The sequence below is a fragment of the Streptomyces sp. AHA2 genome (assembly GCF_036857595.1).
Lineage (GTDB): Bacteria > Actinomycetota > Actinomycetes > Streptomycetales > Streptomycetaceae > Streptomyces.
The window spans coordinates 60,710-85,006 of the sequence record NZ_JAUQWJ010000015.1; the positions used below are offsets into that span (position 1 = coordinate 60,710).

Below are 24,297 nucleotides of genomic sequence, written 5' to 3' on the forward strand. Positions count from 1 at the left end.
GCGGGCCGGTCCGGGCGCACGGTCCGCCCCGGTCCGAGCGGCGGTGCGCGGTTCCCGCCTCGGGAGTCGCGGCCGCCGCCGTCGCACCGGTGAGCCCTTCACACGGTGCACGGGACGGCCGGCGCGGGGATGCCGCGCCGGCACCAGGAGCACGACCGCCTGCCCCGCCGTGCCGGTCCGGTCCCGCAGGAACGGAGCCGTCCGCCCACCGCTGCGCCGTACGCACCCCCGGTCCGTCACGGCGGTGGAGCCGCTCCGGCCCGACAGCCGCGCGGCGCGGGGCGAGCCACCGGAGCCACGTCCGGCGGAGCCCGGTACGGGCGGCCCGCGGTGGCGCCTGCGGACCGGACCCGTACGACGTCAGTCAACGACGCACCACGCACACGACGGGGAGTGGGAAACATGAGGACACGGACGAGGCCGAGAGCCCTCCTGGCCGGTCTGGCGGCCGTCCTGATCACGGCCACGACGGGCACGGCCCGGGCGGCCCAGGACACGAGAGCCCCGGCCGCCGGACACGAGGAGACCCGGCAGGCCATCGTGGCGGCCGTCGAGGCAGGGGTCCCCGGCGTCACGGCCGAGGCCCGGGACGCCGACGGGGTCTGGCGGACGGCGGTGGGCGTGGGCGACCTGCGCACGGGCGCGGCGCGCGGCACCCACGACCGGTTCCGCGTCGGCAGCATCACCAACACCTTCGTGGCGACGGTCCTGCTGCAGATGGCGGCGGAGAAGAAGCTGTCGCTGGACGACACCGTCGAACGCCATCTGCCGGGCGTGGTCACGGGCAACGGCAACGACGGGCGCACCGTCACCGTGCGCCGGCTCCTGAACCACACCAGCGGTCTGTTCGACTACCTGGCCGAGCCGGCCTACTACCGGAAGTACGTCCTGGGCGAGGGTTTCCTGAAGCACCGCTACGAGCCCCTGACGGCCGGGCAGCGCCTGCAGGTGGCACTGGCCCACCCGCCGCAGTTCACGCCCGGAGCCCGGCACGCCTTCTCCCACACCAACGACCTCCTGGCCGCGCTGATCGTCGAGAAGGTCGCAGGCACCTCCTACGAGAACGAGGTGCGCCGGCGCATCATCGAGCCACTGGGGCTGAAGGCGACCTCCCACCCCGGCGCGAGCACCGGCCTGCCCCGGCCGAGCGGACGCGGCTATTCCAAGCTGTTCTTCGACACACTGCCGGACCGGATCGACGACGTCACCGAGTTCCACGGCTCCCAGGTGTGGGGCGACGGGGACGTCATCTCCAGCGCCGCCGACCTGAACCGCTTCTTCCGCGCGCTGATGCGGGGCAAGGTGCTCGCGCCGCGGCAGCTCGCGGAACTGAAGACGACCGTCGTCAACCCCGATCTGCCGATCTCGTCCTACGGACTCGGCATCGAACGGCTGGAGATGAGCTGCGGCGAGACGCTCTGGTACCACGACGGCGGCACGGTCGGCTCCCTCACGTTCGTCGCCACCACCGAGGACGGGCGCCACCAGTTGACGTTCAACTACAACGGCGACTGGGAGGTCTCCCAGCTCCTGCCCACCCTGAACGCCGAGTTCTGCGGCACCACGTCCGGCTGACGCCGTGACACCTCCCCCACCACGTGTGAACGACACGCCTGTCCCCCAGGAGGGCCCATGACCGTGCGAGCAGCCGTGGCAGGAGCCGGCGGGTACGCGGGAGGCGAACTCGTGCGCCTGCTGCTGGCCCATCCCGGCGTGGAGATCGGTGCGCTGACCGGCCGGTCCGGCGCCGGCCGGCGGCTGGGCGAGCTGCAGCCGCATCTGGCCCCGCTGGCCGGGCGGGAAGTGCTGCCCACCACCGCCGAGACCCTCGCCGGGCACGACGTCGTCTTCCTGGCGCTGCCGCACGGGCAGTCGGCGCAGATCGCGCGGCAACTCGGCGACGACAGCGTGGTCGTCGACTGCGCCGCGGACTTCCGGCTGGCGGACGCGGCCGACTGGGAGACGTTCTACGGCACGCCGCACGCGGGCACCTGGCCCTACGGCCTGCCCGAACTGCCCGGTGCCCGCGCCGCGCTGGCCGGCTCCCGGCGCATCGCGGTGCCGGGCTGCTACCCCACCGCGGTGCTGCTGGCGCTGTTCCCCGCGTTCGCGGCCGGGCTGGCCGAACCCGAGGCGGTGGTCGTCGCGGCGTCCGGCACGTCCGGTGCCGGGAAGGCGCCGAAGACGGACCTCATGGGCAGCGAGGTCATGGGCTCCATGCGGCCCTACGGCGTGGGCGGCGGCCACCGGCACACACCGGAGATGGCGCAGTGCCTCAGCGAGGTGGCGGGCCACCGGGTCGCCGTCTCCTTCACCCCGACCCTGGCGCCCATGTCCCGCGGCATCCTCGCCACCTGCTCCGCCGTGGCGCGGCCCGGGGTGGGCGTCCGGGACGTGCGGGCCGCGTACGACAAGGCGCTGTCCGACGAGCCGTTCGTGCGGCTGCTGCCCGAGGGGCGGTGGCCGAGCACCGCGGCCGTGTACGGATCGAACACCGCGCAGGTCCAGGTGACCCTCGACCCGGCTCTCGGGCGGATCATCGCGATCAGTGCCCTCGACAACCTCACCAAGGGAACCGCGGGCGGGGCCGTGCAGAGCATGAACGTCGCCCTGGGCCTGCCCGAGCACCTGGGACTGTCCACGATCGGAGTCGCACCGTGAGCGTCACCGCAGCACGAGGTTTCACGGCGGCGGGCGTCGCCGCCGGCATCAGATCCGACGGCGCCCCGGACGTGGCGCTCGTCGTCAACACCGGGCCACGCCGCGCGGCTGCGGGCGTGTTCACCTCCAATCGCGTGCAGGCCGCGCCGGTCCGGTGGTCCCGGCAGGTCCTCACCGACGGCTCGTTGCGCGCGGTCGTCCTCAACTCCGGCGGCGCCAACGCCTGCACGGGGCCGCGGGGCTTCCAGGACACGTGTGCCACCGCCGAGCGGGCAGCCGGGCGGCTCGGTGTGGACGCCTCGGACGTGGCGGTCTGCTCCACCGGCCTGATCGGTGTGCCGCTGCCCATGGACCGGCTGCTGCCCGGCCTCGACGAGGCCGCCCTTCGGTTGTCGGTGTCCGGCGGGGAGGACGCGGCCCAGGCCGTCATGACCACCGACACCGTGCCCAAGACGGCCGCCGTCACCCGGGACGGCTGGACGGTGGGCGGCATGGCCAAGGGCGCCGGGATGCTCGCCCCGGGCCTGGCCACCATGCTGGCCGTCCTCACCACCGACGCCGACGTGGAGTCCGGGACCCTCGACCGGGCGTTGCGGGAGGCCACCCGGGTCACCTTCGACCGGGTCGACTCCGACGGCTGCATGTCCACCAACGACACCGTGCTGCTGCTGGCTTCCGGCGCCTGCGCCGTCACCCCCGCGTACGGGGTGTTCGCGCAGGCCGTGCGCAGCGTGTGCGCCGATCTGGCCGCCCAGCTCGTCGCCGACGCCGAGGGCGCGAGCAAGGAGATCAGCGTCGAGGTCGTGGGCGCCGCCGGTGAGGACGACGCCGTCGAGGTGGGCCGCTCCGTGGCCCGCAACAACCTCCTCAAGTGCGCCGTGCACGGCGAGGATCCCAACTGGGGTCGTGTGCTGTCCGCCGTCGGCACCACCTCCGCCGCCTTCGAACCGGATCGGGTGAACGTCGCCATCAACGGTGTGTGGGTGTGCAAGAACGGCGCCGTCGGCGAGGACCGCGCACGGGTCGACATGAGCGGCCGCACGGTCCGCATCACCGTGGACCTCGCCGCCGGCCCGGACCGCGCCGTGATCCGGACCAACGACCTCACCGCCGACTACGTCCACGAGAACAGCGAGTACTCCTCATGAGCGCTTCACCGCCGGCGCAACCGGTCCCCTCCTTCCTGGAGGCGCTGCCTTTCATGGCGCGCCACCGCGGCAAGACGGTCGTCATCAAGTTCGGCGGCAACGCCATGGTCGACGACGACCTGAAGACGGCCTTCGCCATGGACGTGCTGTACCTGCTGCACGCGGGCCTGCACCCGGTCGTCGTGCACGGCGGCGGCCCGCAGATCAGCGCGCAGCTCGGCCGCCTGGGCCTGCAGTCCCGGTTCGAGAACGGGTTGCGGGTCACCACCGAGGAGACCATGGACGTGGTGCGCATGGTGCTCGCCGGGCAGGTCCAGCGCGAACTCGTCGGACTGCTCAACGTGCACGGGCCGCACGCGGTGGGCCTCACGGGCGAGGACGCCCGCCTGATGACCGCCGTCAAGCGCTACGCGCACAGGGACGGCGTCCCCGTCGACATCGGCCGGGTGGGCGAGGTCGCCCGGGTCGACGCCGGGATCGTGCGGGACCTCATCGACAACGGCCGTATCCCGGTCATCTCCTCCATAGCCCGGCCCGAGGACGACAAGGACGCCGCCGAGGGCGGTGTGTTCAACGTCAACGCCGACACCGCCGCCGCGGCCGTCGCCGCCGCCCTCGGCGCCGAGATGCTGCTGATCCTCACGGACGTCGCGGGCCTGTACCGCGACTGGCCGCACAGCGACGAGGTGATCGACCGGCTGACCGCCGGTGAACTGGCCGCGCTGCTGCCGGGGCTGGCGTCCGGGATGATCCCCAAGATGGAGGGCTGCCTGCACGCCGTGACCCACGGGGTGCGCAGTGCCCGCGTCGTCGACGGCCGGGTCGAGCACGCGCTGCTGACGCAGCTGTTCACCGAGGGAACCGGCACGGTCGTGGTCCCCGACGACGACGGTGCCGGCACCGGCAGCCGTACCGGTGCCGCGGGGGCGAGGGCATGAGCGGCGGCGCGGGCCCGGCCGGGGACAACGCGAGGCTGACCCGCCGCTGGCAGGGCGCCCTGATGGACAACTTCGGCACCCCCCGGCTGCCGCTGGTGCGCGGTCGGGGCACCCGGGTGTGGGACGCGGAGGGCGTCGCGTACCTGGACTTCGTCGGCGGCATCGCGGTCAACGCACTCGGTCACGCGCACCCCGCGGTCGTCCGGGCCGTCGGTGAGCAGATCGCCTCGCTCGGACACGTCTCGAACCTGTTCATCGCCGAGCCGACCGTGCGCCTGGCCGAACGCCTGCTACGGCTGGCCGGCCGCGAGGGGCGGGTGTACTTCTCCAACTCGGGGGCCGAGGCCAACGAGGCGGCCCTCAAGATCGGCCGGCTGACGGGCCGCCCGCACATGGTCGCGGCCACCGGAGGCTTCCACGGCCGCACGATGGGGGCGCTGGCCCTCACCGGCCAGCCCGCCAAGCAGCTCCCGTTCCGGCCGCTGCCGGGCGAGGTCACCCACGTGCCGTACGGGGACGCCGGGGCACTGCGCGCCGCCGTCACCGAGCGCACCGCGCTGGTGGTGCTGGAGCCCGTCCAGGGCGAGAACGGTGTGATCGTGCCACCGCCCGGTTATCTGCGCGCCGCCCGCGGGATCACTGAGGCGAACGGCGCCCTGCTCGTGCTGGACGAGATCCAGACCGGTGTCGGCCGTACCGGGCGCTGGTTCGCGGCCGAGGCGGAGGGCGTCGAGGCGGACGTCGTCACCCTCGCCAAGGGCCTGGGCGGCGGGTTGCCGATCGGCGCGACGCTCGCCTTCGGCGCGGCGGCGACGCTGCTGACGCCCGGCACGCACGGTTCCACCTTCAGCGGGAACCCGGTGGTCTGCGCGGCGGCCCTGGCGGTCCTGGACACCATCGAGGAAGCGGGCCTCCTCGACGCCGTGACCCGTGCGGGCGAGCGGTTGCGACGTGGTCTGCGGGTGCCGGGCCACCCGCTGGTGCGCGAGGTCCGCGGTGCCGGCCTGCTGCTGGGCGTCGTGCTCGGCGGCGAGGTCGCGACGCGGGTGCAGCAAGCGGCGCAGGACCGGGGGCTGCTGGTGAACGCGGTGGCGCCGGACGTCGTCCGGCTCGCCCCGCCGCTGACCGTGTCCGACGGTGAGGTCGACGAGTTCGTCGACGGCTTCCGGGCAGGGCTGTCCGACGTCCTCGAGGAGTCCCTGACCGTGGCTTGAGGGCAGCCCGAACGGCATCCGAGCCGGGCACGACCCCGCACGACGGGGTCGTGCCCGGCTCGGATGCCGTTTCGCGGCCGGACCAGCGATGTGTACGGGCGGCGGGGGCGGGCGGCAGGGGCTCCTCCGCCATGCCACAAAGAGATTCGATGTGCAACCGTTCGAGTGCCGCTCCAGCCAGTCGGGCGAGAATTCTGGCCAGTCGAATGCACCTTTCCCTGGAGGCATGATGACGCGTCAGGCCGGTCAGACCGCCCCACAGCCGCACAGCGGCCCGGCAACGGCCACCCCGCCCCGGCAGCCGCGTACCGCGGCGGCCGGGCCGCGCGGGGGCCAGGTGCTGACCACCAAGGTGGGCCTGCAGATGCCGGCCCGGATGCCCTACGAGGAGTGGGAGCGGGCCGGACGGCAGCTCGCCGACGTCCTCGACTCGTCGTCCTGGTGGCTGGGCGACTGGCTCGTCTACGGCAAGGACCACTACACCGACCGGTACCAGCGCGGCATCCGCGCCGCCGGCCTGTCGTACCAGACCTTGCGCAACTACGCCTGGGTCTCCCGGCGTTTCGACCTCGGCCGCCGGCGGTCCGCCCTCAGCTTCCAGCACCACGCGGAACTGGCCTCGATGACCGTCGAGGAGCAGGACCGGTGGCTGGACCGGGCCGAGCAGGAGCAGTGGACCACCCGGCAGCTGCGCACCGCGGTCCGCGCCGAGCGCCGCGGCGGTCAGCAGCCGGGCGTGTCCGCCGAGCCGATCCGCCGCCTCGAGGTGCGCGGCAGCCGTCTTCAGCGGTGGCACGCGGCCGCGGAGCAGCTCGGCGTCGACTTCGAGCAGTGGGTGACGGCCGCGCTGGACAGCGCCGCCGCGAGCACTCTCGAGGATTTCGGCGCCCTCGAGGAGCGCGCGGAGCGTCCCGGGCCCACGGGGATGAAGGTCCTGCGCGCGCCGGCCGCGGCCGGTTCCGCCGACGAGTGCGCCGGGCGGAACCGGCCGGTGGCCGTCGGCGCGTGAGCCCCGGGTGCCGGCCGCGGCGCGTCACGGCAGCCGGCTCATCAGCTCGGCCGTCTGCCGCTTGTGGGCGCACCCGCTCTGCCCGAACGACTCCCGCACCCGGGCACGCACCTCGCCCGGCTGCTCCTGGCTGAGCTTGAACATGCCCTCGGCGCCGGTCACCGTGAACCGGAAGGCTCCCACGGCGGGCACGATCTTGCGGAAGTAGCCGAGCGACTCGGTCATGTCCCAGCCGTCGCCGAACGCCCCCTCGAAGGCGCGCACGGTCGACTGCACCACGCCCAGCGTCTCCTCGGTCGTCTCGATCTTCCTCACCGTGCCGCGGACGTGAACGGCGGTGAAGTTCCATGTCGGGGCGGCCAGGGTCTTCCGGTAGATCGTCGGCGAGACGTAGGAATGCGGGCCGGTGAACGTCAGCAGCAGCACCCCGCCGTCGTCCAGCGCCGCCCAGTGCGGGTTGGCCCGGTTCATGTGGCCGAGCAGGGTCGCGCCCCGCAGGTCGCCGGACCACTCGGCCGACGTCTCGGGGTCGAAGATGACGGGCAGGTGCGTGGCGAACGGGCCGTCGTCGGTGCCGCCGTTGGACACGGCCAGTGCCAGGGGGTTCCCGCGGAGCAGGTCGACCATCCATGAACTGCCCGGTTCGCGGTAGAAGTCGGGAACGAACATCCGGAGCCACCCTTCCGTAAAGGCTTCTTCCGTCTGGTTTCGAGAATCCGGGCCGACCGTAACCATGTCCCGCCGGCAGGACAACGCTTCCGAATGACGCGCGGCTCAAGCGGGACTCAGGCCGTCTTCCGGTTGCTTTCGAGTTGCCGCCCGGGCCACACTGCACAGCGATGCCTCGGGCCGCCGGCCGGGTTTTCCAGACGCAATCGGGAGAATTTTCTATGGGCATAACGGGTAGCCGTGACCAAGAGATTTACGACCTGGTCGGGATCGGGTTCGGCCCGTCCAACCTGTCACTCGCGATCGCCCTGGAGGAGCATGGGGCGAGCGCTCCGCAACAACCCGTCGGGTTCCATTTCTTCGAACGCCAGCCGTCATTCGGCTGGCACCGGAACATGCTCCTGCCGTCGACGACGATGCAGATTTCGTTCCTCAAGGACCTGGCGACCTTCCGGAACCCGATGTCCCGGTTCAGTTTCGTCTCCTATCTGCACACCCAGAACCGGCTCGTGCAGTTCGTGAACAACCAGGACTTCTTTCCGACCCGCCAGGAATTCCATCAGTACCTGGAGTGGGCCGCCGCCGCATTTCGCGACCAGGTCACCTACGGCGCCGAGGTCACCTCGATCCGGCCCCTCGCCGACGGGTCCGCGACACCCGAACTGCTGGAGATCGAGGTGCGCACCGGCGAGGGTGCGATGCGGACGGTCACCGCGCGCAACGTGGTCGTCTCGACGGGCCTGGTGCCGCGCCTGCCGCACGGCGTGACCTCCGACGACCGGGTCTGGCACAGCTCGGAGTTCCTCGGCAGGTTCCGCGAGCACGACCCGCAGGACCTCAGGAGCGTGGCCGTGGTCGGCGCCGGCCAGAGCGCGGCCGAGATCACCCGGTTCCTCCACGATGCGCTGCCGCACGCCGAGGTCAGCGCGATCATCCCCTCGTACGGCTACTCCGTCGCCGACGACACCCCCTTCGCCAACCAGGTCTTCGACCCCGGCGCGGTGGACGCGTACTACTTCGGCGCCGAGCAGGGGCGGGACGCGTTCTGGCGCTACCACCGCAACACCAACTACTCGGTGGTCGACGCCGACGTCATCCGGGCCCTGTACCAGCGGGTGTACGACGAGGAGGTGCGCGGCGTGCGGCGGCTGCACTTCCGCAACCTCACCCGTGTCTCGGAGGTCAAGCGTTCGGAGGACGGGACGCTGGTGACGCTGCGCTCGGTGCTCGACGAGCGCACCGAGGAACTCGCCGTGGACGCGCTGGTGTTCGCCAGCGGGTACGACGGCCTGGACCCCTCCCGTCTGCTCGGTGACTTCGACCGGCACTTCCTGCGCGACGCGTCCGGCCGGCACCGGGTGGAGCGCGACTACCGCCTCGTCCCCTCCTCGGCACTGGCGTGCGGTGTCTATCTGCAGGGCGGGACCGAGCACACCCACGGCCTGTCGTCGGCGCTGCTGTCGAACATCGCGGTGCGCAGCGGGGAGATCGCCGACTCGGTCGTCCTGCGGCGCGCGGAGCGGGAACTGGGGCGCGGCCAGCCGCTGGAGGAAGCGTCTCCGGTGGCGTGAGGCGGGCTGCGGCGTGGAGCGGAGCCCCGGTGTCGTGACCACGGCGCCGGGGCTCCGCTCGACCTCGTCGGGCGCCGCTCCTCGGACCCGGGACGCGCTCCGAGGACACGTGTCGACTCAGCGGCGCACCAGCCGGGTTCACCGATCAGCCGGGGCACCGTCCCCGCTTGCCGGGCACTCGGCGCCGTACACCGCCAGGAACGTGGTCAGGCCGCGTACGCCGGCGTCCGGCCCGAGGGCGGTGAGCGGCACGCCCCGTCCGAGCCGGCGCACCAGCGTGCGGTGCGCCCCCAGCGCGGCGGCCGCCAGTTCGCCCGCCGGGCGACGGCCGGGGCCGGTGTCCTGTCCGGTCATCGCCAGCGCCTCCGCCCTCGCCCGGGTGGCGATCTCGTCCGTGCCCGGGTGCGCTGCCGCGTGCGTTTCGGCGTCCGGCATGACTGCCTCCTCGGTGTCCGCTGTGCTCGGTCCCGTACGTGCCCGGTCTCGGGACCGGGGTGCGGATGGTGCGTGCGGTGGCGGGAGACGCCACGGTCCCGACGCGGGCCCGGTCGCTCCCGTGCGTGCGGCTCAGACCAGGTCGTCCCTGGTCACCCGGCGGTGTGCGATGCGCCAGCGGCCGCCGGCGCGCACCAGGACGTCCTCCATGACGCACACGGCCAGGACGTGGCGCACACCCGGCGTGGCGACGTAGGCCAGGGCCGAGCACCGGGTGTGCAGCGACCCGTCCGGTCGCGGCCACACGTCGAGCCTGCCGACGAAGTGGTCCAGGCGGCCGCCGGCGCGTCGGTGCCGTTGCGCCCCGGCTCGGGCGTAGCGGTGGAGCTGGGCACGGGCCGGTCCCGGGCCGGGCCGGCCGGGCAGTTCGAGAACCGCGTCCTCGGTGAACGTGTCCGCCCAGCGCTCGGTGTCGTGCGTGTCGAGGATGCGCATGTGGCGGGTGTAGAAGTGCTGCGCCTGCGCGTACAGGGCGGCGTACCGCCGCTCGGGGTAGATGGCGGTGTCGGTCGGTTCGGCGGTCATGGCGTGGCGGCCTCCGCGTCGGTCCGGGCCGGTTTCACCCCTGCCGGGTCAGGAGTTCGGCGTGCTCCTTCGCCAGGTGCAGGGTCGCGGTGGAGTTGCGTCCGAGGGCCTCGCGCACGTGGCGGCGGGCCTGCGCGAGGTCCGCGCCCCGCCCCAGGACCCGTTCCACCGCCTCCTCGCGCAGCACGACGTTGTGCTGTGCGACGGCCGTCACCCCGTCCGCGTCGGGAACGAGGTTCCACTCCCCCGTGTGCGCTGCCATCAGTGCGGGCGTCACGGTCTGCTTGTAGACGATGCGCCCGGCGTGCGGGAAGCAGATGCGCACCGACTCGGTGGTGTGCACGGCCCCGTCCGCGGTCTGCGTGTCCATCGCCATCAGCTGCACCCCGGGGACGTCCTCGGTCACCTCCAGCCGTGCCACGTGGGGGATCAGCGCCGGCCAGGTGTCGACCCGGTGGAGGAAGTCGTAGACGTGCTCGGCCGGCGCCTCGATGCGCACGGCGTCCTCGAAGGACAGCACGAGGTCGTCCAGGAGCCGCCACCGCTCGGCGAGCGCACCGATGCCCGCCATCTGCGCCTCGGCGTTGGCGGCGAGGCGCCGCTCCACCCAGGCCGCGTCGCCGGGGGTGTGCACGGTGTAGTCGTGGCGCAGCGTCACCAGGCTGGACTGGTCCGGTCGTTCCTCGACGGTCCACAGTCCGCTCATCGCCGTCAGCGGGAGCTGGGGACGGGTCTGACGGAACTCCACGCTCCGCGTCCCGGGATCCAGGGCCCTCTCGGAGATCCAGGACCTGACCCGGCCGTCGGCCGTCGCCCACATCCGCAGCCGTTCGGCCGCCCCGTCGAACTCCAGTCGCTCCACGTGCACGTTCTCGGGGAAGAACAACGGCCACTGCCGCGCGTCCGCGATCAGCCCGTAGACGACACCGGCCGGGGCGTCCACCGGGGCCGAGTGCGAGGTGCGGTGCATCTGCTCAGCCGACACCTTGAGTACCTCTTCTCTTCGTGTTCTCCGAGTGCTCGGCGGCGGGCCGGGCTGCGAGGTGGCACGCGGCCCGGTGGCTGACCACCGCCGGGCCGATCCCGCTGGTCCCGCCCGTCACCGGGGCGCAGGGCTGGTCGTCGGTCACGGTCGGTACTCCGTCGGGACGGGCACGGGGGTGGGAGACGGAGTGGCTCCCGGTTCCCGTACGGCCTGCGCGGCGAGCACGGTCCCGAGCCCGAGCGGGGCGAGCGCCCGGTCCAGCGCGGCGCGGGTGAGGTGCTCGCCGCGCGCGGCGACGTAGCCGTCCGGGCGCACCAGCAGCCAGGAGCCGTCGGCGAGGCCGAGCGCGGACCGCAGCCGGGCGTCGGGGTCGGCCAGCGGGGCGGGCCCGTCCGTGCGGGTGCCGGTCACCGTCCGCACCGACAGCCATGCGCCGTACCGGACGGCGGCCGCCAGGCGCACGGCGGTCGCGTCGCCGATTCCGGCGCCCTCCGCGTGCAGCAACGTCCAGCGCGGATCGCGCAGTTCCTCGTGCAGGGCGCGGCAGCCCGGTGAGGAAGGGTCGTGGACCCGGGCGTCGGTGAGGCGCCGGCCGGGTGCGGGCCCGGCGGCGGGGACGGTCGCGGACGCCGCCGCGTTGCCCGTGCCCGTCGGGTGCCGGGGCTGTGCGGCGGTGGTCAGAGGGGAACCGGTGTACGCGATGCGCAGACCCGACATGCCGCCGAGGACCTTGCGCTGGATGGCCCGGCGCAGCGCCGGCACCGAACGCACGACGCAGAAGACGGCCGGCAGCGCGGCGGAGGCGAGCAGGTTCTTCAGCTGAACCAGGAAGGTCGCGGTGCGCGTGGAACCCAGCAGAGCCCGGCCGATGGGCACCCGTTCCTCGCTGTAGGTGTCGAGCAGACGGCGACCGGCGTGGCCGCGGTCGACCTGGGCGAGTTTCCAGGCGAGGTTGTACGCCTCCTGCACGCCGGTGTTCATGCCCTGCCCGGACGCGGGGCTGTGCACGTGGGCGGCGTCGCCCGCGACGAAGACACGGCCGTCGTGCATCCGCTGGACCATGCGCTGCTGGAAGGTGAACACGGACGTCCACTCGGGCTCGCCGACCCGGACCTCGCGGCCGAGGCCCTGGGACAGTTTCTCCGCGAGCCGTGCCGTGCCGCCCTCCGGCACGGGCGCGGTGTCCAGCAGCCGCCAGTGCCCGTCACGGGCGTAGGGCACCATCATCAGGGCGTGCCCGCCGGTGTGGGCCCAGTAGATGGTGTCGGGCGGCAGGTCGCTCGCCACGGGTGCGTCGGCGAGCATCCACGTCTCACTGGACTCGCCGGCCAGTTCCAGGCCGAGCAGTTTGCGCACGGTGCTGTGGCCGCCGTCGCAGCCGACCAGCCACGAGGTGCGCGCGGTCTCGGAGGTGCCGTCGGCGCGGGTCAGGTGAACGCTCACCCCGTCCTGGTCCTGCTCGAACCCGGTCAGCCGCACGCCCCATTCGATGCCGACGCCGAGGCGGGTGAGCGCCTCGCGTAGCACTGCCTCGGTCTCGGTCTGGGGGACGATCAGCGTGTAGGGGTGGGAGGTGGGCATCGTCGCGTAGTCGGCCTCCAGCCGCACCAGGCGGCGGCCGCCGCTGTACATGGTGAAGGCGCGGTTGCGCCGCCCGCGCGCGAGGAGGCCGTCGACGACGCCCATCTGCGCGAAGGTCTCCAGGGTGCGCGGGTGCACGGCCACGGCCCGGCTGGTGGGCGCGGGCCCGGGTGCGGCGTCGACCAGCCGCACCCGCACGCCCCTGCGGGCGAGTTCGTGCGCGGCGGTCAGGCCGACGGGGCCCGCGCCCACCACGACGGCCCGCGGCCGGTCGAGGCCGGGCATCAGGCGCTCTCCTCGACGATCTCGTACAGGGCCGGGTCGGGTGTGGCCAGCGGACCCAGGTCCTTGACCAGGGACTGGAACTCCTCGCTGCGCACGGCCTTGCGGTGGGCTCCGGCGTCCTTCCACACGGCGAGTTCGAGGAAGACGTGGGGCTCGCCGGCGTGGCGCAGCGTGAGGTGGCTGACGTACCCGGGCTGGGCGGACATGTAGGAGGTGAGCCGGCCCTTGACGGCCAGGAAGGCGTCGATGTCACCGTGCACGGTCAGCTTGTTCACGAAGGTCACCATGGTTCGCTCCTCTGGAAGGGGGGTGGGCGATGGCCCGTGTCAGCAGGTGGCCTGCTGTGCGAGCCTGCGGCGCACCAGGCGCCGTGCGGGCTTGCCGGTGGGGGTGCGCGGCACGGCGTCGAGGGCCTCGGTCAGACGGATCCGTTCGAAGTGGGCGAGGTGCTCGTTGGCACGGGCGGTGACCGAGTCGAGGACGTCGAGCACGTCGTGGGCGTCGTCGCAGCCGGGGGTGTCGCGCAGCACGATGCCCGCCCAGACGAGGCCGCCGTGGGTGTCGTCGGGCCAGTCGGCGACCAGGCAGTCGGCGACGCGCGGGTCGGTGGCGAGGATCTCCTCGATCCGGCTGGGCGAGACGATCTCGTTGTCGTACTTGAAGATGTCGTCGACCCGGTCCACCAGCCGCAGGGCGCCGTCGCCGTCGATGTAGCCGACGTCCCCGGTGGAGAACCAGCCGTCCGCGTCGGTGGGGACGGGGGTGTCCTCATCGAGGTAACCGGCCATCAGCTGCGGTCCCTTGACCTGGACCTCACCGGTGGACCAGACGTCGACCGGGCGGCGGGTGGCCAGGTCGACCAGGCGGCACCGGGTACCGGGCACCGGGACGCCGACCGCGCCGGGCTTGTCCAGGCCGGGCCGCTGGCAGTGGGTGAGCGGGGACGACTCGGCCATTCCGTAGCCCTGGATCACCGGCACGCGCAGCAGGTCGCGCAGGGTGGTGGCGGCGTCCGGACGCAGCCGTGAGCCGCCGGAGAGTACGGCGGTGAGCCGGGAGCCGCCCCGGGCCTGCGGCGGCGTGCGGGGCAACCGGTCGTCGGCGGCCAGGCGGTGCAGTCGCGCGGGGAGCCCGTAGTAGTGGGTGGCGCCGGTGCCCGCGGCCACGGCCAGGGACACCAGCGGGTCGGGGTCGGTGCACAACACCTGGCAGGCGCCGGCGGACACCGCCGAGTTGAGGTGCATCACGTGGTACAGCGGCAGGTGGTTGACGGTGACCGAGTCGCTCCCCAGCAGGTGGGCGAGCGCGGTCTGCCGGGCGTTGGCGACCACGTTGCGGTGGGTGAGCCGCACGCCCTTGGGGCGACCGGTGGTTCCCGTGGTGAACTGCACGCAGGCGACGGCGTCCAGGTCGGTGGGCGGGCGGGCGGCGGAGGCGGGCGCCTCCTGCAGGGCGGTGTGCAGTCCCACGCAGCCGGGCGGCACCAGCGCCGTCGGGGAGTCCGTCACCGCGATGGTGGCGAGCGAGGGCAGCAGGCGCCGCATCTTGGCCAGCGAACCGGCGATCGCCGCCGGGACCAGCGCCAGCTCGGCGCCGGAGGCGGCGCACACGTGCCGCAGCCCGTCCTCGCCCGTCAGCGGATTGACCAGGACGACCGTGGCCCCCGCTCCGACGACGCCGTAGTAGGCGGCGGCGAAGACGGGATCGAGGACGTTGGCCACGGCGACCCGGGCACCGGGCCGGCCGCCGGTGTGCTGCGTCACGAACGCGGCGATCCGCTCGGCCCGGGCGGCCAGTTCGGCGAAGGTCACTGCCTCGTCGGCCGTGCGCAGGGCGAGCCGGTGCGGGTGACGCTCGGCCGCCGTGCGCAGCAGGCCGTCCACCGCAAGCGCGGGACAGGTGAAGTCGGGCACGGCTCGTTCTCCTCCGGGGCTCGGCGGGGGCGCGGCGCGTGCACCGCTCGGCACCACTCACGTTCTGCCGAAGCACTTGAGGAAGGTTCGAAGAGTGCTCGATCCGTGCTGCGGACAGCGGGGCCGGACGACGATCCGTTCGACAGCCGCACGGCCGCCGGCCCACTCGCCCCGGCGCCGGACCCGCGCCCACCGCCGGCGGATCCGGCGCTCCCGGCCACGGCGGGGTGCCGGACCCGCCGGCGGGTTCAGACGGCGAACAGGTTGAAGGTGGAGGTGCGGCGCGCCCCGCAGACCTGGTCCAGTGCCGGGTCGACGGTGAGCATCGCCTGGTGCAGCCGCTGCAGCTGCGGCGAGGGCTCCACGCCGAGTTCCTCGATCAGCCGGCCGCGCAGCCGGCGGTAGACGTCCAGCGCGGTCGCCTGCCGGCCCGAGCGGTACAGCGCCACCATGGCCTGCGAGTGCAGGCCCTCGTGCTGCGGATGACGGGCGACCAGGTCCGTCAGCTCCGCGATGAGTTCGGCGTGCCGGCCGAGCCGGAGGTCGGCGTCGATCCGGCGCTCCACGGTGCCCAGGCGGCTCTCCTCGAGCCTCAGCACCTCGATCTCCAGGATCGGCCCCACGCGTACGTCCACCAGTGCGGGGCCCTGCCACATGGCCAGCGCGTCCCGGAGCAGCCCGGCCGCCCGCGCGTCGTCGCCGTCCTCGAACGCGCTCTGCCCGGCCGTGGCCAGTTGCTCGTAGCGGTGCACGTCGACGCTCTCCGGGGGAACCTGCAGCAGGTACCCGCCGTGCCGGGTGGCGAGCACCTCCTTGGCGGTGCCGGGGGCGTCGGGCCCCATGGCGGTGCCGAGGCGGCGGCGCAGCTGCAGGATGTACGTCTGCATGGTCGTCATGGCGCTCTGGGGCATGTCGGTGCCCCAGATCTCCTCCATGAGCGTGGGCACGGTCATGACTCTGCCCGGGTAGAAGGCGAGCAGGGCGAGGAGCTGCCTCGGTTTGCCCGCGGTCGGAACGATCGAGATTCCGTTGACGTCGGCGCTCAATGGACCCAGAACCTGTATCTCCACAGTTTCCTCCCCGTACCGGTTGAGTGGGTGGTTCCACTCGTGGCTGGAAGCCGTCGGCCGTGTAGCACGCTAGCCCTGTTCGGCGGGCACCCCCCGTAATCTCCACCCGCGTTCGAGCGACCTTCCACAGGTGGCCCTGCGACCTGGGGCCGGCCCGTTCGAACCGGGGCTCCGCGCCCGGTGGCGGCCTCTCACACCAGTACGGCCACGGGCTCGGGCAGCGGCACCAGCCGTGGCGCGGCGCGGCCCCAGGGGAAGCCGTGGTGGAGCTGGAGGGCGCGCGGTGCCTCGGGGCCGGCCAGGACGGCGACGGCGGCCACCACGTCGGGCACCGGCTCCAGTTCCACGAACCGCCACCAGCGTTCGTGGTCGTTGTCGGGCGGCCGGAATCCGGTCACGCCGCGGTCCTCGGCGAGCGTGAAGGAGAACGAGTCGAAGGGCAGTCCGAGGCCGAGTCCGCGCGCTTTGCTGTAGGCCTCCTTCAGGGTCCACAGCCGCAGCGCCCTCCGGTCGCGGGGCCGGCCCGGCGCGGCCCGGGCCACCCAGCGCCGTTCTTCCTCGGCGAAGGTCTCCACGATGGTGTCCAGGCCCTGGTCGCCGCGGTCGAGCCGTTCCACGTCCACGCCGATGCGGTGGCGCCGCACCACGCCGAGCAGGTTGTGGCCGCGGGAGTGGGAGAGGTTGAAGTCCAGTTCACGTCCTCCCCGGGGCAGTCCCTCCGGCGGCTTCTGCAGGAACGGCCGGCCGCGTGAGGAGCGCCAGATCACCGCCTCGGGCTCGGGCACCCCGCTCTCCAGGGCCAGCACCCGCCGTACGAGGGTGTGGGCGACGAGGTACTGGCGTCGGTCGCGCTCGAAGAGAAACCTTCCTGCGATGTCCTGTTCGTGTGCGTCCAGCCAGTGCGTGGCCAAGGTGGCGGCGATGCCCGGGGCCAGCTCCTCGTTGGGGCAGAACCACAGCTTCACCGTCTCGTCCGGACCCGGGAGATCCGGGGAGTGGTGCGACGCCGTGGATGCGGCGTTCATCCGGTCCGCTCCCCCACCGCGTCCAGCCACAGGGTCTGCCGCAGGAACACCGACGGCGGCGGCACCACCGTCCCGGCCACGGCCGGGCCCTCCAGCGCGGCCCAGTCGGCCTCGACGCCGCTCAGCCACAGCCGGGTGAGCTGTTCGAGCCGCCCGCTGCGCCACAGCGCCGCCAGGTAGTCGCGGGTCTCGGGGGCCCGGCCCAGGTGCAGCGGATCGGCGCCGTCGCGCAGGTCGGCGTGGCGCAGGTTCGCGCCGGGTCTGCCGGTGCCGGCGAACCGGCGGAGGGCGGTGAGCAGTTCGGGCACGTCCGCGGCCAGGACCGCGATCCGGCAGGGCAGGGCGGCCCGCCCGGCCCGCAGATGCCGGGCGACCCGGGCGAGCAGCGGGGCGTCGGCGTCCTGCCCGTGTGCCTCCAGCCAGTCGGCCAGCCGGGTGGCGCCGGCCACGAGGTGGGCGGGGGTGGGCGCGGACAGCAAGACGAGCTGGTGCGTGCCGTCCGCCTCGGCCGGTGCCACGGCGGGCCTGGGCAGGAACTCCTCGACGACCGCCCCGGCGGTGAGCCCGTGCCCGTCGTCCACCTCGACGACGGCGGCGCGCGGCAGGTCCCGCCCGTGCTCGTCACGGGCCCGCTGCCACGGCACGGGCTCCTCTCCCCGCCCCGCCGGGGCGAGCACCCCGTGCCGCGCCTGGAGCAGCGCGGCGGTCAGGCCCGCGATGCCCAGGGCGGCACCGGCGTCACCGACCCGCCGGGCGAGCGTGTCGCGGGTGACGCGCAGCCGGAACCCACCGGCCCCGCGCGGGATGTCGACGTCCGCGCCGTGCCGGGGGGCGGCGTGCCCGAAGCCGCTGAAGGTGTCGCGGACGACGGCGTGCACCCGGTCCCCGTCGCGCAGCGCCCGGTCGAGCCGCTTGAGCACCACCGCGCCCACTCCCTCCCCGGCGCCGTCACCGCCTCGCGAGGGGTGCAGCAGCAGTTCGGCGCCGCCGGCGACGGCCGCGGCGCACTCGCCGCGCTCCAGGGACGCGACGGCGAGGTGGACGGCGGTGAGGGCCGAGCAGACACCGGTGTCGACGACCTGCCCGGGTCCGCTCAGCCGCAGCAGCGCCACGAGCCTGCCGGGCAGGCTCCCGTGCGAACTGCGGGGCATGTCGCGCAGACCGTGCTCCCGGCCCTCGGCGGCGAGCAGCGCGTAGTCCGAGGAGCTGACGCCGATGAAGAAGCCGACCGATCGCGGCGCACCGCCGGGGCCGTTCAGGGCGTCCAGCCGGGCCCCGGTGCAGCCGGCGTCCTCCAGGGCCAGCCAGGCGGCCTCCAGCAGCAGCCGTTCCTGGGGGTCGAGCAGAGCGCCTTCACGGGGTGTCAGTCCGAAGAACTCGGCGTCGAACTGCGCGATGCCGTCCAGGAAGTGGCCGCGCTGCCCCGGCGCGAGCACGGAGGGGCCGGGCCGTTCGGCGGGCGCGCAGCGGGCGGTGTCGCGGCCGGCGCTCAGGTTCTCGAAGAGGGCGTGCGGGTCGTCGGCCAGGGGATAGCGCCCGGCGAGGCCGACGACGGCGTACCGGCCGTCCGTGGCGGACGGACCGCCGGCCGCCGGCGCGGCGGTGTGCGGCCGCTCGGGGGGTGCCGGGGCAGGCCCGGGTGTCCGGGCCGTCGCGCCGGCCAGCAGCAGGGTGGCCTGGGCACGGTCCAGTGTCCCGGCCTTGAAGCGGGTGAGTATCTCGCGTTCGTCCATGGTCGTTCTGTCCGTTCAGGGCCGCGGGTGCAGCAGGCCGAGCGCGTCGTCGACGGAGATCCGGTCCTCGCGCACCGCGTCGAGGAGCGCCTCCAGACCCATCACCCCGCCGGGCGGGGCCGCTTCGGGCCCGGCCGCCGGGTGGGGCCGGGGGGCCGCGGTGCCCGCGGAGGTGGCCGAGACGACGTGGGCGGCCATGGCGGCAAGGCCCGGGTGGTCGTAGAGGGTGACGGAGCGCTCGTGCAGGCCGTAGATGTCGTTGATCGTCGACACGAACTGCGCGCCGGCGACGGAGTCCACGCCCAGTACCGAGAAGGGGGCTTCGGGGTCGATGTCCCAGGGGTCGCAGCACAGGATGCGGGCGAGTTCCTCGCGCAGCACGTCGAGCACCGTTCCCGCGGCGGGCAGGGACACCAGGGCCGGGACGGGTGCGGCGGGGCGGGTCACGGGCCGGTCGAAGGGGGCGTCGCCGGGCAGGCCCCGTTCACGGGCCACGTGCCGGGCCAGTTCCAGCGGTGTGGGGTGGTCGAAGAGCGCGTCCGGTTTGACCGCCGTGCCGTAGCGGGCGTTGACGGTGGCGACGAACTCGACGGTCAGCAGCGAGTCCAGGCCCAGCGCCCTGAAGGTCTGCGCGACGTCGATCCGTTCGCTCTGCAGACGCAGCACGGTCGCGAGCATGGCCACGAGGTCGTTCATCAGGTCGGCGGACACCTCGTCGGGGGATGTCGCGCTGTGATGGGGCATGGCTTGACTCCAAAGGTCCGTCCGTCCCGGCCGGCCGACGACGGAAGCAGCGAAAGGGTGGGTGGGCCTCGGACCGTCGCCGCGCGGCGTGGACGGCGCGTACGTGCCCGGTCCGTGAGAAGCGACGCCGGCCTCCGCTCAGGCGACCGGAACGAGCTGGGCGGACAGCGCCGAGGCCCGTACGTCGTAGCGGTCGGTGTGCCCGGCCGGCACCAGGGCCGTCAGCAGCGGGTCCCACAACGCCGCGACCCTGCGCCGCAGTTCCGGCCGCGGGACGCCGGTGCCGGACAGCACCCCGATGCCGCACACCGCCGCCGACGTCAGCGTCTCGGGACCGTCCGGGCAGAGGTCCTCGTGCAGGTGCCCGGCCTGGCGGGCGAGGTCGACGAGCTGCAGCACCTCGGTGATCCACACCTGGTGGAAGTCGGTGACGGGCGGTTGCCGCCCGCTGCGTTCGCTGGTGATGCGGAAGCTGGCGCGGATCACCGGGTCCTCGTGGAGCACCCAGGCCAGCCAATGCGTCATGTCGATCAGTGCCTGCACCGGCGCCGCGCCGGCCTCGTGCCGGCCCTGGACGAAGTCGCGCAGCAGGACCCGGCCCTGCTCCTGGACGGCATCGGCCAGTCCTTCCTTGGAGGCGAAGTGGAAATACAGCGCCCCCTTGGTCAGTCCGGCCTCGTGCGCGATCTGTCCCAATGTGGCGCTGGCGTAGCCGTTGCGGTCGAACAGCTGCGCGCCTGCCCGGACGAGCCTGCGCCGCGTCCGTTGTGACCTGGCCTGCATCGCGGGCCCCCTCCTGAACTGTCGAGCTGGTTGCGGCCGGCTGCGGGTTCAGCCGACCCGGCTGAGCCGCTCGCCACCGGCCGGGGTGAGGGAGGCCGACTCGGGCCCGGCCATGAGGATCGAGCGCTGCATCCGGCGCAGCCCGGCGGAGGGCTCCAGGCCGAGCTCCCGCACCAGGGCGGTGCGCAGCCGCGCGTAGACGTCGAGCGCCTCGCTCCGGCGGCCGGAGCGGTGCAGCGCCAGCATGAACTGGCCGTGCAGCGTCTCGTGGGTGCGGTAGCGGCTGACCAGGACCGTCAGTTCGCCCAGGAGTTCACGGTGGCGGCCCAGCCGCAGGTCGGCCTCGATGCGCTGGTCCAGGGCGCACAGCCGGGTCTCCTCAAGCCGCCGGGTCTCCATCTCCAGTTGCGCGCCGGTGTGCACGTCGGCGAGCGCGGAGCCCGTCCACAACGACAGGGCGTCGCGCAACTGCCGGGCCGCACCGGTGAAGTCACCCGCGTCCATGGCCCGGTAGCCGGTGCCGGCCAGCCGCTCGAACTCGCGGACGTCGCTGGCGCCGCCGCGCGTGTGGAGCAGGTAGCCCCCCGGCGAGGTGACGAGCACGTCCTTGGCGGTGCGCGCCGGGGAGCCTTCCGGATCACGGGCGACGGCCGCCGAGATCAGTTCCCGCAGCTGCAGTACGTAGGTCTGCAGCGTGGTGCGCGCGCTGCGCGGCGGCTGCTCGCCCCACAGCTCCTCGATCAGCGCGGTGACGGGCACCACCTGGTCGGCGTGCAGGGCGAGCAGCGCCAGCACCTGGCGTGGCTTCGGTGCCGTCGGGGTCACCGAGACCCCGTTCTCCCTGACGTCGATTGCGCCCAGTACTGCGATGTCCATGTCGTCTCCCCTGTCCCGCTACCGGGTTCCCAGTAAAAAACGGGGCGGATGGTTTGTCAATACCAAACCATCCGTGCTGTTTTTTTCCTCCAGGATCACAAGATCGACCTCGGCACCGCCTTGACCTGGGGTTATACGCAGGAGGTGAACACTCCGGGCGTGGATCGCAGTCGCCGGCGACCTGCACCCCCGCACAGAGATCCGAAAAGAGAGACCGCTCAGACGGTTTCAGGAAGGGCGGTCGCCTTGTCCCGTCAGGCGGGGCAGCAGCAGGGCCCACAGCCGCGTGACCTTCTCCGGCGACAGCCATGTCCGGTCGGTGCCGCCGAGCACCTCGAGCCCCACCGTGGCGGCCACGACGGCGACGGCGGCGTCCTCGGCCGACACCTCCCGGCCGAGGTGACCGTCCTCCTCCGCCCGCCGCAGCACCTCCTCGACCCAGTGCTGCCATTCGCGCCGCAGCACCGGACCCTGCCCCCCGAGCGGATCGTCGGACAACCCGAACCCGGCCCGCACGACGACGTCGTGCCCGATGCGGTTCATCAACTGGTGGGTGGCCTCCACCAGCGCCTGGAGCGGCCCCCCGTCCCCCGCTCCGGCGTCCTGCACGATCCGGCGCACGGCCTCCAGCGCCTGCGCCATGATGGCCTGCGTCAGCGCCTGTTTGGTCGCGAAGTGGAAGTGCAGCGCGCCGTTGCTCACCCCGGCCTGCCGGCTGATCGTCGTCAGCGAGGCGCGTGCGAAGCCCTCCCGCGCGAACACTTCGGCTCCGGCACGGATCAGAGCCTGGCGGGTACGGGCCGCTCGCTCCTGCTTGACCATCGATCGTCTCCTGCCTCCGGTGCACGGCCGACGCTCCCGGGCGGAGCGCCGGCCGTGCACCGCATGGTTCGTCGGTTCACTGCGGCGGGTTGCCGTGCTTGCGGGAGGGCAGGTCGGCGTGCTTGGCCCGCAGCATCGCCAGGGCACCGACCAGGACCTCGCGGGTCTCCGCGGGGTCGATGACGTCGTCGACCAGGCCGCGTTCGGCCGCGTAGTAGGGGTGCATCAGCTCGGACTTGTACTCCTTGACCATGCGGGCCCGCATGGCCTCGGGGTCCTCCGCCTCCGCGATCTGACGCCGGAAGATGACGTTGGCCGCGCCCTCGGCGCCCATGACCGCGATCTCGTTCGTCGGCCAGGCGTAGGTGAGGTCGGCACCGATGGACTGGCTGTCCATGACGATGTACGCACCTCCGTAGGCCTTGCGCAGGATCAGGGAGATCCTCGGCACGGTCGCGTTGCAGTAGGCGTAGAGGAGCTTCGCGCCGTGACGGATGATGCCACCGTGCTCCTGGTCGACGCCGGGCAGGAAGCCGGGGACGTCCACCAGCGTCACCAGCGGGACGTTGAAGGAGTCGCACCACTGCACGAACCGGGCGGCCTTCTGCGACGCTTCGATGTCCAGCACTCCGGCCAGCACCTGCGGCTGGTCGGCGACGATGCCGACCACCTGCCCGTCCAGCCGCGCCAGCGCGCACACGACGTTGCGCGCCCAGCGCTCGTGGACCTCCAGGTACTCGCCGTCGTCGACGATCTCCTCGATCACCTGGCCCATGTCATAGGGCTGATGACCGTCGGCCGGCACCAGCTCCGCCAGCGCCTCGCACCGTCGGTTTACGGGATCCGAGCAGGGCGCCTGCGGCGGCGCGGTCCGGTTGTTCTGCGGGAGCAGTGACAGCAGGTAGCGGACCTCGGCGATGCAGGTCTCCTCGTCGTCGTAGGCGAAGTGGCAGACGCCGGAGGTCTCGGCGTGCACGTCGGCGCCGCCCAGGCCGTTCTGGGTGATCTCCTCGCCGGTGACCGCCTTGACGACGTCGGGGCCGGTGATGAACATCTGCGAGGTGTCGCGGACCATGAACACGAAGTCGGTCAGGGCGGGGCTGTAGGCCGCGCCGCCCGCGCACGGGCCGAGCATCACGCTGATCTGCGGGATGACGCCCGAGGCCTTGGTGTTGCGCTGGAAGATGCCGCCGTAGCCGGCCAGGGCCGAGACGCCCTCCTGGATGCGGGCGCCCGCGCCGTCGTTCAGCGACACCAGCGGGGCCCCGGCCGCGATGGCCATGTCCATGATCTTGTGGATCTTCGTGGCGTGGGCCTCGCCCAGCGCACCGCCGAAGATGCGGAAGTCGTGGGCGTAGACGAAGACCGTGCGGCCCTCCACCGTGCCCCAGCCGGTGATCACACCGTCGGTGTAGGGCTTCTTGGTGTCCAGCCCGAAGCCCGTCGCCCGGTGCCGGCGCAGCTGCTCGACCTCGCGGAAGGAGTCCGGGTCCAGGAGAAGTCCGATGCGCTCGCGCGCGGTCAGCTTGCCCTTGGCGTGCTGCGCCTCGGTCGCCTTCTCGCTCGGCCCGGCCACCGCCTGCGCACGGATCTCGTGCAGTTCGGCCACGCGTCCGCGCGCGTCGGCCGGCCCCGGCCCGCTCGGCACGGGGGCAGTTGTCATCGCCATGTCTGGTCCCTCCCCGGGACAGGCCGAACGGCCCCCGCCCGGCCCACTATAACAAACCGAATGCGCGGTTTACATTTCGTCCGCAGGCGCTCCGGGCAGGTCGCGGCGCGGGTGACGGCCGCGAGGGGGATCGCGCGACTGGCCGGTCCGGCCCACCGGGCGGCCGGGCGAGGCGCCGACACCCCCTCCACCCCCCTTCACCCCCTGCGACGTGGCACGACGCCACAGCGGAAACGGTGAGTTCCCGCCCGTCCGCGTGCGCGTGCCCCACCCGGAGCAGCACCTGGACCCGCTCCCTCGACCGCCCCCTCCCACGGCTTCGAGGAAAGGCTGGACGAGGGCGCTCGACAACGGCTCCGGATCCGCTCGAGAGCCGGTAGTCCTTTGCCGGCCCGGTACCCGCGCACTGGCCGAAAACGAGCGGCAGCCGAGCGAGCCGGCAGTCCCGACGGCTGGCCGTACGTCGGATAACCGCTGTTCACAGCCCTTTCGCCGAGCGGCGAGACGGACGAGAGGGAGCATGCAGAACGAGCCGTTCAGCAGTCCCCTCAGCCGGAATGACTCGTACCGCTAGAAATTAA

The 24,297-nt window shown here is 73.2% G+C and carries 22 protein-coding genes; 7 read left to right on the forward strand and 15 right to left on the reverse strand.

Annotated features, from left to right (window positions below; all coding sequences use genetic code 11):
• The first annotated feature begins 402 nt into the window (after positions 1 to 402).
• From Q5694_RS25910 to Q5694_RS25935, 6 genes are all read left to right on the forward strand, one after another.
• Complete coding sequence (locus Q5694_RS25910; RefSeq protein ID WP_333935767.1) at positions 403 to 1,575, forward strand: serine hydrolase domain-containing protein; 1,173 nt, start codon at positions 403 to 405, stop codon at positions 1,573 to 1,575.
• A 57-nt stretch (positions 1,576 to 1,632) separates the two neighbouring features.
• Positions 1,633 to 2,661: an N-acetyl-gamma-glutamyl-phosphate reductase gene (gene argC, locus Q5694_RS25915; protein WP_333935768.1), complete on the forward strand. Its 1,029-nt coding sequence runs from the start codon at positions 1,633 to 1,635 to the stop codon at positions 2,659 to 2,661.
• Positions 2,658 to 3,809 carry a bifunctional glutamate N-acetyltransferase/amino-acid acetyltransferase ArgJ gene (argJ, locus tag Q5694_RS25920; protein WP_333935769.1) on the forward strand — a complete coding sequence of 384 codons (1,152 nt, stop codon included), beginning with the start codon at positions 2,658 to 2,660 and terminating at the stop codon, positions 3,807 to 3,809. The genes argC and argJ overlap by 4 nt, the downstream gene beginning before the upstream one ends.
• On the forward strand, positions 3,806 to 4,747 hold the full coding sequence (gene argB, locus Q5694_RS25925) for an acetylglutamate kinase (protein ID WP_333935770.1): 942 nt from the start codon (positions 3,806 to 3,808) through the stop codon (positions 4,745 to 4,747). Before argJ ends, argB begins: the two co-directional genes overlap by 4 nt.
• Positions 4,744 to 5,961, forward strand: a complete 1,218-nt coding sequence (locus Q5694_RS25930) for an acetylornithine transaminase (RefSeq protein WP_333935771.1) — start codon at positions 4,744 to 4,746, stop codon at positions 5,959 to 5,961. The genes argB and Q5694_RS25930 overlap by 4 nt, the downstream gene beginning before the upstream one ends.
• A 226-nt stretch (positions 5,962 to 6,187) precedes the next feature.
• Positions 6,188 to 6,970 (forward strand): LmbU family transcriptional regulator, encoded by a 783-nt coding sequence (locus Q5694_RS25935; RefSeq protein ID WP_333935772.1) that lies wholly within the window; start codon positions 6,188 to 6,190, stop codon positions 6,968 to 6,970.
• A 24-nt stretch (positions 6,971 to 6,994) separates the two neighbouring features.
• On the opposite strand, the gene Q5694_RS25940 is transcribed toward Q5694_RS25935, so the two are convergent.
• Positions 6,995 to 7,639 (reverse strand): FMN-binding negative transcriptional regulator, encoded by a 645-nt coding sequence (locus Q5694_RS25940; protein WP_333935773.1) that lies wholly within the window; start codon positions 7,637 to 7,639, stop codon positions 6,995 to 6,997.
• A 221-nt stretch (positions 7,640 to 7,860) separates the two neighbouring features.
• On the opposite strand from Q5694_RS25940, the gene Q5694_RS25945 reads away from it, so the two are divergent.
• Positions 7,861 to 9,210 (forward strand): lysine N(6)-hydroxylase/L-ornithine N(5)-oxygenase family protein, encoded by a 1,350-nt coding sequence (locus Q5694_RS25945; RefSeq protein WP_333935774.1) that lies wholly within the window; start codon positions 7,861 to 7,863, stop codon positions 9,208 to 9,210.
• A 138-nt stretch (positions 9,211 to 9,348) separates the two neighbouring features.
• Here the strand turns inward: Q5694_RS25945 and Q5694_RS25950 are convergent, their stop codons facing one another.
• The 14 genes from Q5694_RS25950 to Q5694_RS26015 form a co-directional block, all read right to left on the reverse strand.
• Positions 9,349 to 9,645 (reverse strand): hypothetical protein, encoded by a 297-nt coding sequence (locus Q5694_RS25950; RefSeq protein ID WP_333935775.1) that lies wholly within the window; start codon positions 9,643 to 9,645, stop codon positions 9,349 to 9,351.
• A gap of 132 nt (positions 9,646 to 9,777) precedes the next feature.
• Positions 9,778 to 10,230, reverse strand: coding sequence for a nuclear transport factor 2 family protein (locus tag Q5694_RS25955; protein WP_333935776.1), 453 nt, complete (start codon positions 10,228 to 10,230; stop codon positions 9,778 to 9,780).
• 34 nt (positions 10,231 to 10,264) lie between these two features.
• Complete coding sequence (locus Q5694_RS25960) at positions 10,265 to 11,215, reverse strand: aromatase/cyclase (RefSeq protein ID WP_333935777.1); 951 nt, start codon at positions 11,213 to 11,215, stop codon at positions 10,265 to 10,267.
• A gap of 141 nt (positions 11,216 to 11,356) precedes the next feature.
• A complete protein-coding gene (locus Q5694_RS25965; RefSeq protein WP_333935778.1) occupies positions 11,357 to 13,081 on the reverse strand; it encodes an FAD-dependent oxidoreductase in 1,725 nt (574 codons plus the stop codon).
• Entirely contained in the window at positions 13,081 to 13,368 is a 288-nt protein-coding gene (locus tag Q5694_RS25970) for an antibiotic biosynthesis monooxygenase family protein (protein WP_333935779.1), read from the reverse strand. Before Q5694_RS25970 ends, Q5694_RS25965 begins: the two co-directional genes overlap by 1 nt.
• Before the next feature lie 39 nt (positions 13,369 to 13,407).
• Positions 13,408 to 14,994, reverse strand: a complete 1,587-nt coding sequence (locus tag Q5694_RS25975) for a class I adenylate-forming enzyme family protein (RefSeq protein WP_333935780.1) — start codon at positions 14,992 to 14,994, stop codon at positions 13,408 to 13,410.
• Positions 14,995 to 15,242: 248 nt separating this feature from the next.
• Positions 15,243 to 16,064, reverse strand: a complete 822-nt coding sequence (locus Q5694_RS25980; protein WP_333935781.1) for an AfsR/SARP family transcriptional regulator — start codon at positions 16,062 to 16,064, stop codon at positions 15,243 to 15,245.
• Between the two features lie 191 nt (positions 16,065 to 16,255).
• Positions 16,256 to 17,089, reverse strand: coding sequence for a 4'-phosphopantetheinyl transferase family protein (locus Q5694_RS25985; RefSeq protein WP_333935782.1), 834 nt, complete (start codon positions 17,087 to 17,089; stop codon positions 16,256 to 16,258).
• On the reverse strand, positions 17,086 to 18,822 hold the full coding sequence (locus tag Q5694_RS25990) for a beta-ketoacyl synthase N-terminal-like domain-containing protein (protein ID WP_333935783.1): 1,737 nt from the start codon (positions 18,820 to 18,822) through the stop codon (positions 17,086 to 17,088). Before Q5694_RS25990 ends, Q5694_RS25985 begins: the two co-directional genes overlap by 4 nt.
• A gap of 15 nt (positions 18,823 to 18,837) precedes the next feature.
• The gene (locus Q5694_RS25995) at positions 18,838 to 19,566 is read right to left on the reverse strand and encodes an acyl carrier protein (protein ID WP_333935784.1); all 729 of its coding nucleotides are present in this window, start codon (positions 19,564 to 19,566) and stop codon (positions 18,838 to 18,840) included.
• Between the two features lie 138 nt (positions 19,567 to 19,704).
• The gene (locus Q5694_RS26000; RefSeq protein ID WP_333935785.1) at positions 19,705 to 20,349 is read right to left on the reverse strand and encodes a ScbR family autoregulator-binding transcription factor; all 645 of its coding nucleotides are present in this window, start codon (positions 20,347 to 20,349) and stop codon (positions 19,705 to 19,707) included.
• A gap of 48 nt (positions 20,350 to 20,397) precedes the next feature.
• Positions 20,398 to 21,225, reverse strand: coding sequence for an AfsR/SARP family transcriptional regulator (locus Q5694_RS26005; protein WP_333935786.1), 828 nt, complete (start codon positions 21,223 to 21,225; stop codon positions 20,398 to 20,400).
• A 228-nt stretch (positions 21,226 to 21,453) separates the two neighbouring features.
• Entirely contained in the window at positions 21,454 to 22,047 is a 594-nt protein-coding gene (locus Q5694_RS26010) for a ScbR family autoregulator-binding transcription factor (protein ID WP_333935787.1), read from the reverse strand.
• A gap of 76 nt (positions 22,048 to 22,123) precedes the next feature.
• Positions 22,124 to 23,716 (reverse strand): acyl-CoA carboxylase subunit beta, encoded by a 1,593-nt coding sequence (locus Q5694_RS26015; protein ID WP_333935788.1) that lies wholly within the window; start codon positions 23,714 to 23,716, stop codon positions 22,124 to 22,126.
• Between the last annotated feature and the right edge of the window lie 581 nt (positions 23,717 to 24,297).

Coding starts and splice junctions, on each gene's coding strand:
- Q5694_RS25985 (WP_333935782.1), bottom strand. CDS start 17,089: ATGAACGCCGCATCCACGGCGTCGCACCACTCCCCGGATCTCCCGGGT.
- Q5694_RS25940 (WP_333935773.1), bottom strand. CDS start 7,639: ATGTTCGTTCCCGACTTCTACCGCGAACCGGGCAGTTCATGGATGGTC.
- Q5694_RS25935 (WP_333935772.1), top strand. CDS start 6,188: ATGATGACGCGTCAGGCCGGTCAGACCGCCCCACAGCCGCACAGCGGC.
- Q5694_RS25965 (WP_333935778.1), bottom strand. CDS start 13,081: ATGCCCGGCCTCGACCGGCCGCGGGCCGTCGTGGTGGGCGCGGGCCCC.
- Q5694_RS25955 (WP_333935776.1), bottom strand. CDS start 10,230: ATGACCGCCGAACCGACCGACACCGCCATCTACCCCGAGCGGCGGTAC.
- Q5694_RS25945 (WP_333935774.1), top strand. CDS start 7,861: ATGGGCATAACGGGTAGCCGTGACCAAGAGATTTACGACCTGGTCGGG.
- argC (WP_333935768.1), top strand. CDS start 1,633: ATGACCGTGCGAGCAGCCGTGGCAGGAGCCGGCGGGTACGCGGGAGGC.
- Q5694_RS25910 (WP_333935767.1), top strand. CDS start 403: ATGAGGACACGGACGAGGCCGAGAGCCCTCCTGGCCGGTCTGGCGGCC.
- Q5694_RS26015 (WP_333935788.1), bottom strand. CDS start 23,716: ATGGCGATGACAACTGCCCCCGTGCCGAGCGGGCCGGGGCCGGCCGAC.
- Q5694_RS25970 (WP_333935779.1), bottom strand. CDS start 13,368: ATGGTGACCTTCGTGAACAAGCTGACCGTGCACGGTGACATCGACGCC.
- argB (WP_333935770.1), top strand. CDS start 3,806: ATGAGCGCTTCACCGCCGGCGCAACCGGTCCCCTCCTTCCTGGAGGCG.
- Q5694_RS25930 (WP_333935771.1), top strand. CDS start 4,744: ATGAGCGGCGGCGCGGGCCCGGCCGGGGACAACGCGAGGCTGACCCGC.
- Q5694_RS25990 (WP_333935783.1), bottom strand. CDS start 18,822: ATGGACGAACGCGAGATACTCACCCGCTTCAAGGCCGGGACACTGGAC.
- Q5694_RS25995 (WP_333935784.1), bottom strand. CDS start 19,566: ATGCCCCATCACAGCGCGACATCCCCCGACGAGGTGTCCGCCGACCTG.
- Q5694_RS25950 (WP_333935775.1), bottom strand. CDS start 9,645: ATGCCGGACGCCGAAACGCACGCGGCAGCGCACCCGGGCACGGACGAG.
- Q5694_RS26010 (WP_333935787.1), bottom strand. CDS start 22,047: ATGGTCAAGCAGGAGCGAGCGGCCCGTACCCGCCAGGCTCTGATCCGT.
- Q5694_RS26005 (WP_333935786.1), bottom strand. CDS start 21,225: ATGGACATCGCAGTACTGGGCGCAATCGACGTCAGGGAGAACGGGGTC.
- Q5694_RS26000 (WP_333935785.1), bottom strand. CDS start 20,349: ATGCAGGCCAGGTCACAACGGACGCGGCGCAGGCTCGTCCGGGCAGGC.